Here is a 16329-nt window from a genome sequence, read left to right as displayed (position 1 = left end):
GCCGTCCTGCCCGCTCCTGGGCCCCGCGCGGAGCCGCCCGCGCCTGTGGGAAACCTCCCCTCCCTGCCATCGTGAAGGATCCGCATGCCCTCCCTGCCTGACCTCCCCCGTCCGGGGATCCCTTACGAGCCGCACGACCTCGACGACCTCACCCCCCGAGAAGCGATCGACGCCGTCGCCGCCGACGTCCGCGCCCTGAACCCGCTGCCCGCCGACGTGCACGGGCACTTCACCGCCACCCGGCACATCGCGTTGCTCTCCGCCTTGCTCGCCAGCCTGGCCGGGGATGCCCACTACTTCGGCTGCCAGCGCCACGGCCACAAGGACGCCCGGCTCAGCGACCGGCTCGCCGCCGCGGCCGTCCCCGTCGCCCAGGCCCTGGCCCACTACACGCAGGCGCTGGTCCCGCTGACCCGCCTCACCCGCTCTCCGCTTCCCGCGAGCGCGGCCCTGGACCAGATCGCCGTCCACCGGCACCTGACCGCCGCCACCGACGTCCTCAGCCAGGCCCAGAGCGCAGTGCGAGCCTCTCCCCGAGCGGTCGCGCCCACCCCGCCGGCACCGACCAAGCCCACCAGCACGCCCACCCGCTGACTCTTCACACCCCACTTCGGAATCCGCCATGTCCCACCCGTCCACCGCATCCGCCGTCCAGCCACTGACCGCCGCCGACCTCGTCGGGCTCGGTGTGCTCCACGCCATCGACAGGGTCCTGTTCGACGTGCGTGCCCATCACCCCGGCGCGGACCAGCCCTGCCCCGGTTCCTGGGCGACGATCGGCACGCCGAGAAAATCCCGCTGGCGGCCCAGATCGTCGCCGAGATCGCCGGCATCAACGGCTGGACGGTGGACGGGACATCCATCACCTCCCTTGACGGGCACTGCACCGCGCGCCACCAGCCCGGCACCGACAAGCCGGTCGAGCACGCCTTCGGTGACCTTCCGTTCCTCGTGCAGCAACACGGCGATGCGCTCATCACGCCCGTCCGCAACGAGGCGGTCAACCCTCACGTTCACCAGGCCATCCAGGCTGCCCGCGCTCATACCACCAGACGGCGCTGATGTTCCTCGCACGCCAACCGACCAACACGGAAGGTGACTTTGGAGGCACCACGTCCACCGAATCCCTCACAGCCCATGACCTCGCGCTCGCTCTCGCCCATCTGCTCGATCCTCGTGCCGCACCCCGGGACGTGACCGTCAGCTTCGGCGTCCGCCGGCAGGCGTCGGCCGACTACGCCCACCGCTCCCGCGGCGGGCCCGTAACGGTCTACGCCCAGGCACTCCACGCCCAGCTCTTCGGCCTTCCCGCCGACGACGACCCGCTGCCCACGGCCCTGGACGCGCTCCTGCAGGCCACACACACCGCCACCGCGCCCGAGCAGCAGGCCGCCATCCTGCACCAGCTCGCCGAGCAGCTACGTAACGCCGGCGAGATCATCCAGCGTTACCAGTACCGCGCCCAGTGGGACCAGCTCCCCTCCGACGTCGCCGAACGGCTCCGCGACGCCCACGACCAGGTCCAGCAGATCGCCCAGGCCCTCGACGACCTCGTCACACCCGCCTTCCGCAACGCTCCCGCCGCGTCCGTGCCACCCGGTCCGCAACCGCCCCACGCCCGCAAATCGAGCGTCGCCACACCCGCGCCCCCCGCCGCACCGGCCGGTCGACGCCGCTGACCTTCTCTCCCGCCGAGGGCCCCTCTTGCATCCCTTCCACTTGTTCGCCCTGCAGCTCGCCGACCGCCTGCCCGGTGCTTGGACGAGCTTCTTCCACCCGTACACCCGCGCTGCCGACGGATTCGGTGACGCATACCGCGTGTGGACGCCGCCGGACGCCCGGCCGGCTATCGCCTTCCGCAGCTGCGGTGGCACCCTGCGGCGTGACGACGGCCTGGAGCTCTACCTCGTCGAGCACCAGCAGGACAAGGTCCTGGTCTGCCCCGTGATCCCCCACGCACTGCACGAGGACGTCACCGACCGCATCCCCGCACCACCGTCCGTCGCCGGCCCCCTCGATCCGGCCCGCGCCGCCTGGCGGATCACCGACCGCGTCCTGCCCCACTACACCGCTGCGGTCGCCAGTGCCCGGAAAGCCACCGCCGCCCTCACCGCCCGGCGCTCCTCCACCCCCGTTCCCCTGCCCGTCCCGCAGCTCGGCGCCGCCCGCGCCCGCTGACCGGGCTACCCCGCCCCACTGCTCCGCCCAAGGATTTCCCATTTCCCCCTCCCCCCAATTCCGTGCTCTTTCTCTGGGTGCCGGCGTCCAGTCCAGCACCCTGCTAGCCCTGTCCGCCGAAGGCATCCTCCCGAAAATCGACTACGCGATTTTCGCCGACACCAGATGGGAACCCAAATCCGTCTATGCCCATCTCGACCGCCTCGAACGTGAGATAGCGAACCCTGCCGGTATACCCGTCCTGCGCGTCTCTTCCGGAAACATCAGGAAGGACGCACTCGACCCGGAACACCGGTTCGCCTCCATGCCGCTTTACATCCTGAACAAGGATGGAAAGCAGGGAATGACCCGGCGCCAGTGCACCGGGGAATACAAGGTCAAGCCGATCAAGAAGGCAATCCGGAAGCTCCTCGGATACCCGTACCCGACCCGCGTACCGAAGGGCACCTTCATCGAGCAATGGATCGGCATATCCACCGATGAATTCCACCGCGCCAAGGACGCCGACGTCCAGTACATGCGGAACGTTCATCCCCTGATCGAGATGAACTGGTCGCGCTCCGATTGTGTCGACTATCTGACGTCCCTCGGTCTCGCAGACACCCCGAAGTCCAGCTGCCTGGGGTGCCCTTTTCACGGGAATGCCCAGTGGCGGCACATACGTGACACCTCCCCTGCGGAATGGGAGGACGTCGTGGAATTCGATGCGGCCATCCGTAAGGGGAACGCACGGGCCAACGCCACGGGGAACGTCCTGCTCGGCGAAGCCTTCCTCCACCGCTCGCGCGTCCACCTCGACCTGGCCCCGATCGACCACGTCACCGCCGCCGAGCGCGCCGCACTCGGCGAGGACGCCGCAGCCGAGCTGGAGGACGACGTCGTCAACGGCTGCTCTCCGTGGGCCTGTCGCAGTGAAGTCGAGGCGGTACAGGACACGTTCGGGCTGATGGCGTGATCACGAGCCGCGATCTCGTGGTCGACCTGTTCGCGGGCCCGGGCGGCTGGAGTGTCCCCCTGCACCGCTTCGGCATCCGGGACGTGGGACTGGAGTGGGACGAATGGGCCTGCAAGACGAGGGCGGCGGCCGGGCTGCTGACCATCCGCACGGACGTAGCGATGTATCCGTGCCGGGTCTTCGTCGGCCGCACGCGCGGGTTCATCGCGTCGCCGCCCTGCCAGGCGTGGAGCAGAGCCGGCAAGAGGCTCGGTCTCGTCGACCAGCCGCTCGTCCACCAGGCGGTCGCCGACCTTGCCGCCGGCCTCGACACGCGCAGGAAGCTGCTGGCCGCCTGCCGTGACGAGCGTTCCCTGCTGGCGGCTGAACCGATGCGCTACCTCCACGCCCTGAACTCCGTGGGTGAGCCGGAGTGGGTGGCGATGGAGGAGGTCCCCGACGTCCTGCCGCTGTGGCTCCAGTACGCGGCGATCCTGCGCGGCTGGGGGTTCTCCGTGTGGACGGGCATCCTGAACGCGGCCGACTACGGCGTCCCGCAGACCCGTCGTCGGGCGATCCTGCTCGCCTCCCGCGTCCGTACGGCCGCGCCTCCGGCACCGACGCACGCCCGCGTTGCCGAGCCCGAGTCGCTGTTCGGGCCAGGCCGCGCGAGGTGGGTGTCGATGGCCGAGGCTCTCGGCTGGGGCGCGACCGACCAGCCTGTGCCGACGGTCTGCGCCGGCGGCGGACCCGGGGGCGGGCCCGAACCCTTCCCGTCCGGCGCACGCAAGACGCTGGCCGACGCCCGCGAGCGCGGAACCTGGGCGGTTGCACCCGTAGTCGAGGGCCTCGTCCTCAAGCCCCAGACCCGTGGGACGGGCTGGAGCGCCCGGCACGGCACGCGCGGCGACAGCCCGGTCTCCGGGCCCGCCCCGACGTTCACCAGCAAGGCGACCCACTGGACCTGGGCTCTGCGCAGCAACAACCAGACCAACGCCACCGTCCGGGAGGTCACCGAGCCTGCGGGCACACTGTTCTTCGGGCACCGCGCGAACGAGTGCACCTGGGTTGCCCGGCCGACCACCGCCGCACAGGACCCGGAGAGCCCGCCGCCGGATCCGATCCGGATCACCGCCGCCGAGGCCGGCATCCTGCAGACCTTCCCGGCCAACTACCCGTGGGCCGGGAACAAGGGCCAAGTCTTCGGCCAGATCGGCAACGCCGTCCCCCCTCGTCTCGCCGCACACCTCCTCGCCACGCACCTCGACCGCACCTTCTGCGCCGACGACTTCACCCTGGCTGCCTGATGCCCCACGCTCCCGACCTCTCCGACGAGGAACCGCCGTACGAGCCGGACGAACGCGAACCGGTGTACTACGCCGAGCAGGCGCTGCTCGGCGCCCTGCTCCTGCGGCCCGCACACCTCTCCCAGGCCGACGCGCTGGAAGGCGACGCCTTCTCCCACCCGGCGCATGGAGCGCTCTTCGCCGCCATGCTGACCGTGCGGGCACCGGAGCTCCCGAGCCCGCCGGACGGTCTGGACTGGCTGCAGGCCGTCCTGGAAGAAGCCCGCCAGGAGGCGCCGGCCCTGACCGCCGCCCACCTCCACCTGCTGATCTCCGCCTGTCCCCGCCCCGAGCACGTCGGCGCGTACGCGGCGATGGTGCGCTCCGGGCATGCCCGGCGCTCCATCCGGCTCCATGCCGAGGCTCTGGCCCAGGCCGCCCAGGACGTCACCGTGCCCGACCGGCCGGTGCACGTCCTCGCCGCGGCCGACGCGCTCACCCGCCACCTCGACACCCTCGCCCGTACCGTTCCACCCCACCCCGGCTCGCTGCCCCGCACACCTCTGCCGCCCCCGCCCGTGTCACCGCAGGACGACGAAGCCGAGGACCAAGAACGGATGCTGCTGGCCAGCGCCGTTTCCGCTCCGGCGTCCGTAGGCCAGATGCGCTGGCTCGCACCGGAGGACTTCACCGACCCGCTGCACGCGGGGCTGTGGCAGTGCGTCTCCGCGCTCGCCCACCGCGGGGAGCCGCTCGATCCGGTCACCGTCATGTGGGAGGCACAGCACCGCGGGCTCCTCGCGGCCGGCGTCACCGCGGCCGACCTGGTCGTCCTGCTGTCGACAGCCGCCCTTCCCCCGGAGCACTGGGGCCTCCAGATCGTCGAACGCGCCCTGCTCGCCCGTGCCCGGCACACGGCCGGCCGGATCACCGCCTACACCGAGGACCCGGCGAACACCGTCCACCAGCTGATCACGGGCGGACGCCGGGTCCTGGCCGACCTCACCGCGGTCCGCCGCCGCTGGCAGCAGGCCACCCGCCCGCTCGCCGAACCGGACGCACCCATCTCCTCACGCGCCGGCCCGCCCAGCCGCGCCCCCACCGTCACGCACCCGCCCGCGCCCCCCGCCGTACGGGCCGCCGCCGGTCGAACCCCGTAACCGAAGGACTCCTGATGCCGTACGCACCCGTCGACGCCCACATCCGCTTCACCCTGCACCCGGACCACCATCCCGCCGTCATCGCCACCACGTCCGGGCCGACGAGCGACGCCGCCCGCTCCCACCTGCACGACCTCGGCTTCCGCAGCACCGGCGCGACCACGATGGTCCTGGCCCGCATCGACCGCGAGGAGCCCTACTACACCGCCAAAGCCGCCGAACAGCTCCGGCAGTACGGCTTCACCACCGAGATCGCCCCCGCCCTCCAGGAGGAGATCGACACTGAGTGGACCTGGGCGAACTACCCCATGCCGTGGTGCACCCGCGACGAGATTCGCGAGGTCGGTGCCGAGGCCCAGCGCATCCACGACGACATCGCCGCAGGCCGGCTGGTGATCCACCTGCACGCCGACGACGGCCAGAGCACTGTGGCTGTCGGCTCCTACGCCACGGGCGTGCGGCGGCACGTGCACCTCCATGGCGAGAACCACCTCCGGCAGATCGCCACCTCGTACGACACCGAAGCGGAGGCCGTCGCCGAGTTCCACAAGCTCTACTCCGTCGCCGTCCGCCCCGGCCCCGCCCCGCTCACCGACCTCGAACAGGCCGTCCGCCAGCTCCTCGCGGGCAAGCCCCCGGCCACCACCGAGCAGACCTCCGCACCCGCAGCGGAACCGCCGGTCGCAGGGCCCGGCGAGCACGAGACGTTCCTCGCGGCCCTGTTCGACGAGGAGCGCCAGTGGGAGAAGTACCACCCCTTCGACGAGACGACCATCGCCTCCCACGAATCGCTCACCGTACGGGTCGAGTTCGACCACGAAGCCCGACATCGCACCGATGTCGCCTGGACCATCGCCGAGTACGACGGCCCGGTGGGCGAACGCCTCTGGCACGCCACCCTCACCGCCGGCACCCCCGTGCCCCTCATACGCGCGATACTCCAGTACCTCGACGCCCCGCCGCTCACGACCGCCGACGGCCCGGACGACGTCCTCCACGACGCTGTCTGGCACCCGGCCAGCCACCCCGCCCGTACCACGTGGTCGACACCGGGCCGGAGCATCGTCTTCGAGTCCACCCCGCACGCCGTGGCGGACCGGTGGCTGCTGTACGGCGGGGAAGACCTCGACCGAGCAGCCTGGAACATCCGCCTGTCCGCCGGCGTTCCCCACGATCTCTTGGCCCAGCTCGCCGACACCGCCGTCGACCTGTTTCCGTCACCCACACGGCCGAGCCCTAGGCCGCTGCCGGCGCCCGCCTGCGGGCTTCCCGCAGTCGTGCCCGCCCAGCCCGCCCGCGGCCGGTAACCGGCCCCGGCCCGCCTGCCGTCGACGCTCAGCGCTTGCCTCACCGACTCTGACCTGCACAGATGCGACTCCATGCCGGTTGACACTGTCTGGCGAGCTAGCTTTCGAGGAGCGCGAAAGCTAGATTAGGAGTGACCCAAATAAGTTGACGCATACGCCACTATGCGGCAACTTATTTGCGTCACACTAATGGCGCTTAATTAACAGCGCAGATTACGACGCCAACTTTCGACGCGGAAAGATTAGCAATGTTGCTCGCGGCGCAGATTAGCAATCTCGTCGCCGCAAAGGTTTGGGGCCGGCGTGGACGAGAGCGTCCAGCCGGCCCCTCCCGGACGGCCGTCCGGGACCGGAGCTGACCCGGTCCCGGGCGGCGTCAGGCCCTGAGGAAGGCCAGCAGCGTCACGCCGCTGGCCACAACAGACATCATCGACGCCACGATGGCGCAGATGACCTTCGCCCTCTGAAGCCCCTTCGAGGGGCTACCTCCTGACGAACCGTCGGGCTCTCGTCCCGATGAACCACACATGGGTCCACCTCCCTGTGAGGGGCACGCCGGTTGCGTGCTCCGAACAGGGCAGCTCGGCACACCGAGTAACCCGTGCGAAGCACGAGCCAAGCCCCCCGCAAGGAACGGGGCGACAGCACCCCAACGATAGCCGTTCGCGAACCCTCCACGCGACCTTCTGGATAACGCCTCGAAAAGAAAGCCTCGGCGCGCGTACTCGATGCGTACGCACGCGCCAGAACGCAGCCGACTTCCACTCTCGTTGCTTATTGGGGTTTCAATATGCACTGTGATCGGCAGGGGCCCAGAGGAGCTGTCCTGCACTACGGTGTAACGGCATGACGGTGCTGATCATCGGCGCCAGCGGGTTCCTCGCACCGAGCTGGTGCGACAGGCGCGCGCTGCGGGCCGGACCACGGCCGCGACGTTCAACTCCCGCCCCGGCGATGCTGCCCATGCCTCCTGGCACCAGCTGGACCTGTGACGCCGACTGGGCGGTCACCGCCAACGGTTCCCTCCGCCTCGCCGTGGCAGCGGCGAGCAGGGGGGTCCGCCTGGTGCACGTGTCCAGCGACGCGATCTTCTCCGGTACCGACGTGTACTACGACGAGACAGCCCTACCCGACCCCCTCACCCCCTACGGGGCCGCGAAGGCCGCCGCAGAGACGGCCGTACGCCTCCTCCACCCCGGCGCGGTTGTCGCCCGCACCTCGCTGATCATCGGCGACGGCGGATCCGCGCACGAACGCATCGTCCACGAACTCGCTTCCGGCAGGCGGGAGGGCGTCCTGTTCACGGACGACGTCCGCTGCCCTGTCCATGTCGCCGATCTGGCGGCTGCCCTGTGGGAGCTTGCGGTGAGCGGCGCGACCGGTGTCTTCCACCTGGCCGGCCCCGACGCCATCAGCCGCTTCACCCTCGGCGTCCTCATTGCCCGTCGGGACGGACTCGACCCCGCTCACCTGCCCACTGGCCGCCGGGCGGGCCGCAACCTGCCCGGCGCCCTCGATGTACGCCTCGACAGCCGTGCCACTCAGCGACGGCTGAGCACTCGGCTCCGCGGAGTACGAGAGTTCCTGGGGAAAGGCTGACGAGGGACAGTCTTCTCCGGCTGGCGTCATGGCCCTGCTGTGGACGTTGCCGCCCGGCCTCCTGTATCAGCGGTTGCCCATCCAGACGATCCGACCGGCGAAGCTGCCTCGCTCGCCCGCCCGCCTTCGCGACGCGGATCGTTTCCAGCCGTTCCGGACCGACGCCGAGATCAGCAACGAGCGCGAGCAGCACCTCCGCCACGTCGGCAAGCTCACCAGGTGCCGATCCCTCGTCCGCGACCAGGAACTCCGCGGCCTCCTCACGCAGTTTCTCCCGCAGTCGGGCCCGGTACTCCTCGGGCCCTGCAATGTAGATGACCGGTTCGGCCCCGTCGTTCCGGATGACCTGCGGGATCCGGTCCCGCACCAACTTGTCTGCCCCAGGGCTCGTCTCGGTTTCATGTGCAGTAGCGGCATCGCTTGGCGACCAGCGTGCCCGGTTGTCACGCGACCTGATGGTGATCGGTGACCTGCCAGGGGCTGGGGACTTATGCCCGGAGGGCAGCCCGCCTCCGGTTGCTGCGCCTCGTCAGCGTCGCCGGGATGGTGGCCAACAGGTCACCGACCCCTCCGGCCAGGGTGGCCACACGGCTGCGCCCCTCCGCTCTGGTGCTGAACTCCACGGTCCGTGCCGTGATGCTCTGCGCCGTCCTGGCGAAGGGCCGGACTTCGGCCTCGAACCGTGCGAAGGCGAGAGTGACGTCATCGGTGTCCCGCAGGGATTCGGCCAGCACCTTAGCGCCCGGCAACGAGGCGTGCGCCCCCATGCCGGACACCGGGTCGATGCAGTGCGCGGAGTCGCCGAGGAGCACGACGCGGCGGGTGTACCAGCGTGGCAGCCGCACCTGCGAGAACCGGGTCAGTTTGGTGTCCGCGGACTGCCGCGCCGCGGCTGCGACCGCGCGCAGGTCCGGGCCCAGGCGTTCGACCATGTCACAGACCCGCTCGACCAGCATCGGCTCGTCGGGTCTGGCCGAGGCCGGCACGGGAACAACCGCCATGACCGACGTCTGGCCGGTGTCCAGGAACGGGTAGATCAGCGACAGCATCCCCTCGCGGGACGCGATCACCGCACGCCCGTCGGGCAGGGGCGCGTCGGCGTTGATCCACACGTGCGTCAGGCCATTGCGGTACACACTGTGCGCTTCGGACGCCAACGTCAGCCGGCGCACCGTCGAGTGCAGCCCGTCCGCCCCGACCACCATGTCGAACGACTCCGTCGAACCGTCGCTGAACCTGGCCAGGACGTCGTCGCTACGGTGCTCCAGCGCCTCGAGGCCGACGCCCAGCCTCTTCTGAACCGTGGCCGGAAGGTGCGCAAACAGCCTCGACAACAGCACCGAGCGGCGGGCGAGGCGCCACTCGCTGTCGCCGTCGATCTTGAGTTCGCGGACCTTGCGCGTACCCCACCGCACCGACATCGCCGGCGCCGCGAAGGTCACCTGGTCGATGATCTCCTCGCCACCCATGAGCCGCAGGACCCGCGTCGCCTGGGCGTCCAACTGCAGTAGGTAGCTGCTCGGGTACGGCTCGACTTCCTTGTCGACGAGCACGACCTCCCATCCCTCATGCGCCAACCACCACGCCGCTGCGCACCCAGCCATTCCGCAGCCCACCACAAGGGCCCGCCGGCGAACCGGCCCCACGGCCTCGGATGCCATACACTCCTCCAAAACTAGTCTGACTTGTCAGTACAGTAAATGGCGAGGGTAACGGCGTGTCAACGTCGGCGGGAGGCCTCGACCGGAGGTGCAGCCCCCGCCAAGGCATGCCGGGGCGGATGCAAATGCGACACAAAGGACGAAAGGCGGGCGGTCGTGAGCACCAGACCTCGCGAGAGCACAGCGCGCACGTACGTGACGGCTGGCGGCCGCATGAGCGAAAGGACCCCGGGTGCGGAGCCGTCGCATCCGATGACGCGAATCCACGCGTCACCCGAGCCGGGTCGGCAAGCACCTGCCGGATCCCACGCAGGCCCCGATCGCAGCGGCGCAGATCGTGCGGGCTGCTCACGCCACCTGACCGGGGGAGGCATTCATGTCGCACGTGAGACATGAATGTCTCGCGTGAGTTAGTGTTGACTCATGAGCTTTGATCGTGATCATGTACTACGGGCTGCGGCTGATGTACTGGCACGCAAGGCCACGGCGACCACGGAGGAGGTTGCCCGAGCCGCCGGCATCAGCCGCGCGACCCTGAACCGGTATTTCCCCGGCCGTGACGCTCTTGTACGAGCCTTGGAGGACTTCGGCCTCGCCGAGTGTGAGGCGGCACTGGACGCAGCGCGTCTGGAGGAGGACGCGGCTGATCAGGCGGTACGCCGCTTGGTCCGTGCGATGGAGCCCTGCGTGGGCCTCGTCTCTTTCCTTTACTCCGAGAGCCAGCTCTTCGAGGGAGACGAGCAGAACGAGGGCTGGTCGCGCATCGACGGGCGGCTCACCGCCCTGTTTCGCCGCGGCCAGGAAAGCGGTGCGTTCCGCATCGACCTGAGTGCCGTATGGCTCACCGAGGCCTTCTACGGCCTGCTGACCGCCGGCAGCTGGGCTGTCACCGAAGGCCGGGTGGCCCGCAACGACATCACCCACATGATCGTCGAGCTGCTGCTCGGCGGCGCGACGCGGAGGGACGCGACATGACCCACTCCCTGCAGGCTGGCGAACAGGACAGCACACAACGCGCTCCGGGACGCTGGATCGCCCTGGGCGTCCTGGTCCTGGCCGTGCTTCTCATCGCGGTGGACGCCACCGTTCTCGGTCTGGCCACCCCCTACCTCAGCGAAGACCTCCAGCCTTCCGGCACTCAGCTGTTGTGGATCGGCGACGCCTACTCGTTCGTGATCGCCGGCCTGCTCATCTCCATGGGCAGTCTGGGCGACCGTATCGGCCGAAAGCGGCTGCTGCTCATCGGAGCGACAGCGTTCGGGCTGGTCTCGGTACTGAACGCCTACGCGAACACCCCCGAGATGATGATCGTCGCCCGGGCGCTGCTCGGTGTCGCCGGCGCCACTTTGATGCCGTCCACCCTGGCGCTGATCCGCAACCTCTTCCAGGACCCGCGGGAGCGCAGTCTTGCCATCGGTATCTGGAGCGCCGCCGCCTCGGCGGGCATGGCGGTCGGCCCGATCGTCGGCGGGGTGCTGCTGGAGCACTTCTGGTGGGGCTCGGTCTTCCTGATCAACCTGCCGGTGATGGCGCTGCTGGTCGTCGTCGGGATCAAGACGCTGCCGGAGTCGCGTAACCCCTCTCCCGGGCCCTGGGACCTGCCGAGTGTCTTCCTGTCGCTGGTCGGCATGGTCGGTGTCGTGTATGCGATCAAGGAAGTGGCCGCTGACGGGTTCGCCCTGCCCTCCGTCGCGGCGGGTGTGCTCGGTGCGGCCGCTCTCTACGGGTTCGTCCGGCGCCAGCGCACTCTGCCTGTGCCGCTGGTGGATGTCCGGCTGTTCCGCAACAGCGGCTTCAGCGGTGCCGTTCTGGCGAACATGCTGACCATCCTCGGGCTGTCCGGTCTGCTGTTCTTCCTGTCCCAGTACCTTCAGCTGGTCCAGGACCGGCGGCCCATCGAAGCGGGCATCGCCGAGCTGCCAGCCGCCGCGGGCGCGGTCGTGGCCGGCCTGATCGCCGGTGCGGCGGCGCGACGCTTCTCCGTGCGCGCGGTCGTCTCCAGCGGCCTCGCCGTCATCGGCCTGTCCCTGGCCGCGCTGACCACGATCACCCAGTCCACCGGCTACCCCTTGATCGGCACGACTCTGCTGATCGTGGGCTTCGGCGCGGGGCTGTCGTTCACCGTCACCTCGGACATCGTCCTGACCGCCGTGCCGAAGGAGCAGGCCGGTGCTGCCTCCGCGGTCTCGGAGACCGCGTACGAACTGGGCACCGCATTGGGCATCGCCCTGCTGGGGTCCGTCGTCACCAACATCTACCAGGACTTCACAGGACCGGCCGGAACCCCGGAAGCCGCCCACGAATCCCTGGCCGGAGCCGTCGTGTCGGCCGCGCACATGCCGGCCGACGCCGCCGCGGCGCTGCTGGAGACGGCACGCGAGTCGTTCGTCGACGGCATGGCACTCGCCGCCGCGGTCGGCGCCGGTCTGCTGCTTCTGGCCTCTGCTGTCGCCTGGTTCCTGCTGCGCGGCCAGAAGCTGGCCAACGAGCCCGTCGAGCACTGAGGACGACGAGCACCACGAGAACAGCATCTGCTGCCGCAGACCATGCCGACAGACAGACCCGGGAGCCGGGGTCTGCATTCCCCGGCTCCCGCGGCGGCAGATGCTGCCTTCGCAGCCCTTCCCCAGCCCCCTCCCAGGGATCGGACAGGTCCCCTGGCCGACCGCCCGAGCACCTCATGCGCGGCACCGCGCCGTACCTGGCCGCCGAGATAGCCCTGCACGCCGCAGCGGACCGCCGCCCCGTGGCCTGACCCTGACAGCACGCCCTGGAAGTGACGATGAGCGACCGCACCCCACAGCAACAGACAGCCCTAGCCCACAAGCCTTCGCTCTCGCAGCGCGCGGCCGCCTACGCTGTGTGGTACCTGCGGATCGTCACCTTCATCAACTTCCTCAGCGTCCTGTGGGTTTCCCTCGGCCAGGACGTGCGTCAGCACAACCAGCAGAACCTGTTCACGCCCTACCTGCTGTCCACCGGCTTCGCCTCCGGTGTGATCACCGCGTTCCTCGCGGTGACGATGCGGCGCCGCAAACGAGCCGCCTGGATTCTGAACCTGGCGCTCAGCGGGCTGTTCATGGTGTTCGTCTGTGTTGCCATGTTCTTCCCTCAGATGCGCCAGCACCCCCAGAACTGGATCTCCGCGCTCCTCACCACCACGTTCTTCACCGCCCTGTTGATGGGCCGACGGGAGTTCTCCGCCAAGGGAGACCGCTCCAACCCCAAGCTCGCCGCCGTGGTGGCCGCCGGGGGCCTGCTGGCCTCGTCGCTGCTCGCCCTGCTGCTGGTGACCGTCACCAACCAGGCGTCCAACGCACCCACGCTCGTAGAGCGCTGGCTGTACGGAAGTCTGCAACTGGTCACCATCACCGCGGACGAATCACGCTTCCCGACCATCGCGGTGCCTCACTGGACCGACGTCACCATCAACACCCTGGGCACCGCGCTCGTCATCGCCATCGCCTACGCCGCGTTCCGGGCCCGTCGCACCGTCGACCCGCTCACCGAGGATGACGACACACGGCTGCGCGCCCTGCTGGAACTGCACGGAGGGCGCGACTCCCTCGGCTACTTCTCCCTGCGCCAGGACAAGAGCGTGATGTGGTCACCGACGCAGAAGGCGGCCGTGGCCTACCGCGTGGTGGGCGGCGTATCCCTGGCATCCGGGGACCCGATCGGTGACCCGGAAGCCTGGCCGGGAGCCATCGCGCCGTGGCTCGCCGAAGCCCACGCGCACGGCTGGACGCCCGCGGTCATGGGGGCGAGCGAGGAAGCAGGCATCATCTACGCCCGGCACGGACTGGACGCGCTCGAACTGGGTGACGAGGCGATCGTCGAAGCCGCCGCATTCACCCTGGAGGGCCGTGCCATGCGCACGGTCAGGCAGGCGCACAACCGTGTGAGGCGGGCCGGATACACCGTACGCATCCGACGTCACCAGGACATCGCCCCCGACGAGATGCAGCACCTCGTCCAGCGGGCGGACCACTGGCGCGACGGCACCACCGAGCGCGGCTTCAGCATGGCCCTGGGACGGCTCGGAACGCCGCAGGACGGGCGGTGCGTGATGCTCGAATGCCACGACTCCGACGGCGAGCTGCGGGCACTGCTGTCCTTCGTCCCGTGGGGCCCTGAGGGACTCTCCCTCGACCTGATGCGCCGCGACCGCGACGGCGACAACGGCCTGATGGAGTTCATGGTCATCGAAATGCTGCTGCACGCCGGCGAGATCGGCATCACCCGTGTATCGCTGAACTTCGCGATGTTCCGCTCCGTGTTCGAACGCGGAGCCCGGCTCGGCGCCGGACCTGTCCTGCGGCTGTGGCGATCGCTGCTGAGCTTCTTCTCCCGCTGGTGGCAGATCGAGTCTCTCTACCGTGCCAACGCGAAGTATCGCCCGCAGTGGAAACCCCGCTTCCTGCTCTTCGGAAAGGCCTCCGACCTGCCCCGCATAGGACTGGCAGCGGCCCGGGCGGAAGGCTTCCTGAACGCTCCGGGAGTACCGAAATGGCTCCATCGACAGCGCCTGCACACCCACCCCTAGCCGTGGCCGGCCACCAAGCCCCAATCGTGAACCACAAACGGATCCAGCACCCCATTGAGGGGAACACGATGAGCGACCGTCCCACCCAGATCACGCACTTTCACACCGGCCCTCACCGCCTACGGTGGTGGTTCCTGGCACGCACCGGTGACCCTGTGGCGAAGCTCCTCGCACCAGGCTTCCGCGGCGACCCCTACGCGCTGTACGAGCACATGCGCGCTCACGGGCCCATCCACCACAGTCGCACAGGGCTGAGGGCTGTCATGTCGTACGACGCCTGCAGTGAAGTTCTCCACAACCCGCACCTCCAGGCGCCGGAGGCATCCGCTCACCTCATCGAACGTGCGCCCATTCTGCAGGCGGCGGCTCTCGTCGGCGACCTCCCCGGAATCCGGGCGACTGCCTCCGATCAGGCCCAGGCAGTCGCCTCTCCCCTGCTGCGGCCGGTACTTCACCCGTCGCTGCCTCGAATCGAAGCCGTCGCCCACGGCCTGCTTCGCCGCCGCGCCGAGGCCGGCTTTCTGGACGTCGTCGACCACTTCGCCTTCCCACTGGCCGTTGCCTGCCTCGGCGAGCTGCTTGGCGTTCCAGCAGCCCACTCGGCTCGCTTCACACAGATCTGCCACACCTTGGGGCGACCACTCCACACTGCGCCCTCCAGCGCCGAAGCCGAAGCACTGTACGACGCGAAGGAGGACCTGGCCGCTCTGGTCATCCGGCTGGAACTCGAACGACAGCAAAGTCCGGGTGACGACCTGATCAGCAGACTGAGCGTTCCGCGCCACGGCAACCAGACGAGGGACGACGTACCCCGCCTGCTTGATCACATTCACCGGCAGGATCCCCAGGAGGGAGCGAACCCGGGTACGCCAGGGATGCCAGGCGCTACCACGGGGCAGCTGACTCTCGTAGAAGTCGACGGAGTGTGCGCGACGTTGGCCGTCTCCGGTTTGGATACAGCAGTCTGTTTGATCAGTAACGCGGTTGCTGCACTTGGCGCCCACCAGGAGCAATGGCAGACGCTCCGGACGGCGCCGCAGCTTGCAGGTGAGGCGATCGAAGAGACCCTGCGCTTTGATCCTCCCCGCCAATTCGCCCTCCGTGTCGCCGGCGAACGTGTGCAGGTGGCAGGCCACACTGTTCCACCGGGCAGCGGACTGCTCGTCATGCTCGCCGCTGCCCAACGCGACCCTGCCCGGTTTCACGCCCCTGACCGCTTCGATCTCACCCGTCGGGCCGAGCCCAGTCACCTCGCCGCTGACGGCGACATGACGCTCGCCACCTCATGGGCCCGTTTGACAGCTGAGATCGCTCTACGAGCTCTGGCAAACCGAATGCCACACCTGCGTCCCGCAGGGCCGGCAGTCCGTCGGCCGACAGGAGTCGTCCGCGGCTTCACCCATCTGCCGGTGCACGCATCGCTGAAGGCATGAAGCGCCCGACGGATTCCTCAGCGGATCCGTCAGGCAGACAGTCGCGCTTGGGCACGCCAGTGGTCGGCGTCGTGAGGATCGCCAAGCCAGCCGGCCAGAGGCTCAGCGCCGGCACGGAATTCTCCGGTTACGAGCTCGCCGACCACGACTCTCAGGGCGTCGATGTCATGGGGGGCATGATCGGTCTCGCACCAGCAGGCCGCGTTCACCGCCGCGTCGACTACG

13 protein-coding genes and 1 pseudogene are annotated in these 16329 nt (G+C 69.4%); 12 read left to right on the top strand and 2 right to left on the bottom strand.

Going from position 1 to position 16329, the window contains the following annotated elements; genetic code table 11:
* The first annotated feature begins 84 nt into the window (after positions 1-84).
* Entirely contained in the window at positions 85-594 is a 510-nt protein-coding gene (locus AC07D6_RS18735; RefSeq protein WP_479045617.1) for a hypothetical protein, read from the top strand.
* A gap of 138 nt (positions 595-732) precedes the next feature.
* On the opposite strand, the gene AC07D6_RS18730 is transcribed toward AC07D6_RS18735, so the two are convergent.
* Entirely contained in the window at positions 733-1044 is a 312-nt protein-coding gene (locus AC07D6_RS18730) for a hypothetical protein (protein ID WP_479045614.1), read from the bottom strand.
* Positions 1045-1061: 17 nt separating this feature from the next.
* Here AC07D6_RS18730 and AC07D6_RS18725 point away from each other — a divergent pair, with 17 nt between their 5' ends.
* From AC07D6_RS18725 to AC07D6_RS18695, 7 genes and pseudogenes are all read left to right on the top strand, one after another.
* Complete coding sequence (locus tag AC07D6_RS18725; RefSeq protein ID WP_479045612.1) at positions 1062-1679, top strand: hypothetical protein; 618 nt, start codon at positions 1062-1064, stop codon at positions 1677-1679.
* A gap of 40 nt (positions 1680-1719) precedes the next feature.
* Positions 1720-2178 (top strand): hypothetical protein, encoded by a 459-nt coding sequence (locus AC07D6_RS18720; RefSeq protein ID WP_479045610.1) that lies wholly within the window; start codon positions 1720-1722, stop codon positions 2176-2178.
* A gap of 100 nt (positions 2179-2278) precedes the next feature.
* Complete coding sequence (locus AC07D6_RS18715; RefSeq protein ID WP_479045762.1) at positions 2279-3133, top strand: adenine nucleotide alpha hydrolase family protein; 855 nt, start codon at positions 2279-2281, stop codon at positions 3131-3133.
* On the top strand, positions 3130-4419 hold the full coding sequence (locus tag AC07D6_RS18710) for a DNA cytosine methyltransferase (protein WP_479045607.1): 1290 nt from the start codon (positions 3130-3132) through the stop codon (positions 4417-4419). The genes AC07D6_RS18715 and AC07D6_RS18710 overlap by 4 nt, the downstream gene beginning before the upstream one ends.
* Positions 4419-5558 (top strand): DnaB-like helicase N-terminal domain-containing protein, encoded by a 1140-nt coding sequence (locus AC07D6_RS18705; RefSeq protein ID WP_479045605.1) that lies wholly within the window; start codon positions 4419-4421, stop codon positions 5556-5558. The genes AC07D6_RS18710 and AC07D6_RS18705 overlap by 1 nt, the downstream gene beginning before the upstream one ends.
* 14 nt (positions 5559-5572) lie before the next feature.
* Positions 5573-6865 (top strand): DUF317 domain-containing protein, encoded by a 1293-nt coding sequence (locus AC07D6_RS18700; RefSeq protein WP_479045603.1) that lies wholly within the window; start codon positions 5573-5575, stop codon positions 6863-6865.
* An 846-nt stretch (positions 6866-7711) separates the two neighbouring features.
* A pseudogene (locus AC07D6_RS18695) lies at positions 7712-8464 on the top strand (SDR family oxidoreductase).
* Between the two features lie 488 nt (positions 8465-8952).
* Here the strand turns inward: AC07D6_RS18695 and AC07D6_RS18690 are convergent.
* The gene (locus AC07D6_RS18690) at positions 8953-10125 is read right to left on the bottom strand and encodes an FAD-dependent oxidoreductase (protein WP_479045601.1); all 1173 of its coding nucleotides are present in this window, start codon (positions 10123-10125) and stop codon (positions 8953-8955) included.
* A 423-nt stretch (positions 10126-10548) separates the two neighbouring features.
* Here AC07D6_RS18690 and AC07D6_RS18685 point away from each other — a divergent pair, with 423 nt between their 5' ends.
* From AC07D6_RS18685 to AC07D6_RS18670, 4 genes are all read left to right on the top strand, one after another.
* Positions 10549-11100: a TetR/AcrR family transcriptional regulator gene (locus tag AC07D6_RS18685; RefSeq protein WP_479045599.1), complete on the top strand. Its 552-nt coding sequence runs from the start codon at positions 10549-10551 to the stop codon at positions 11098-11100.
* Positions 11097-12629, top strand: a complete 1533-nt coding sequence (locus AC07D6_RS18680; RefSeq protein WP_479045596.1) for an MFS transporter — start codon at positions 11097-11099, stop codon at positions 12627-12629. Before AC07D6_RS18685 ends, AC07D6_RS18680 begins: the two co-directional genes overlap by 4 nt.
* 278 nt (positions 12630-12907) lie before the next feature.
* Entirely contained in the window at positions 12908-14671 is a 1764-nt protein-coding gene (locus tag AC07D6_RS18675) for a phosphatidylglycerol lysyltransferase domain-containing protein (protein ID WP_479045594.1), read from the top strand.
* 263 nt (positions 14672-14934) lie between these two features.
* The gene (locus AC07D6_RS18670) at positions 14935-16104 is read left to right on the top strand and encodes a cytochrome P450 (protein WP_479045591.1); all 1170 of its coding nucleotides are present in this window, start codon (positions 14935-14937) and stop codon (positions 16102-16104) included.
* The last annotated feature ends 225 nt before the right edge of the window (positions 16105-16329 follow it).

Source organism: Streptomyces sp. NPDC045287 (assembly GCF_056432325.1).
The sequence above is the reverse complement of the archived record's forward strand: the minus strand, read 5'-3'. Positions and strand labels throughout refer to the sequence as shown.

Excerpts from the sequence above, each read along its gene's own strand:
- AC07D6_RS18690 (WP_479045601.1), bottom strand. The coding sequence starts at position 10,125 with ATGGCATCCGAGGCCGTGGGGCCGGTTCGCCGGCGGGCCCTTGTGGTG.
- AC07D6_RS18685 (WP_479045599.1), top strand. The coding sequence starts at position 10,549 with ATGAGCTTTGATCGTGATCATGTACTACGGGCTGCGGCTGATGTACTG.
- AC07D6_RS18730 (WP_479045614.1), bottom strand. The coding sequence starts at position 1,044 with ATGAGCGCGGGCAGCCTGGATGGCCTGGTGAACGTGAGGGTTGACCGC.
- AC07D6_RS18700 (WP_479045603.1), top strand. The coding sequence starts at position 5,573 with ATGCCGTACGCACCCGTCGACGCCCACATCCGCTTCACCCTGCACCCG.
- AC07D6_RS18670 (WP_479045591.1), top strand. The coding sequence starts at position 14,935 with ATGTCGTACGACGCCTGCAGTGAAGTTCTCCACAACCCGCACCTCCAG.
- AC07D6_RS18680 (WP_479045596.1), top strand. The coding sequence starts at position 11,097 with ATGACCCACTCCCTGCAGGCTGGCGAACAGGACAGCACACAACGCGCT.
- AC07D6_RS18735 (WP_479045617.1), top strand. The coding sequence starts at position 85 with ATGCCCTCCCTGCCTGACCTCCCCCGTCCGGGGATCCCTTACGAGCCG.
- AC07D6_RS18705 (WP_479045605.1), top strand. The coding sequence starts at position 4,419 with ATGCCCCACGCTCCCGACCTCTCCGACGAGGAACCGCCGTACGAGCCG.
- AC07D6_RS18675 (WP_479045594.1), top strand. The coding sequence starts at position 12,908 with ATGAGCGACCGCACCCCACAGCAACAGACAGCCCTAGCCCACAAGCCT.
- AC07D6_RS18725 (WP_479045612.1), top strand. The coding sequence starts at position 1,062 with ATGTTCCTCGCACGCCAACCGACCAACACGGAAGGTGACTTTGGAGGC.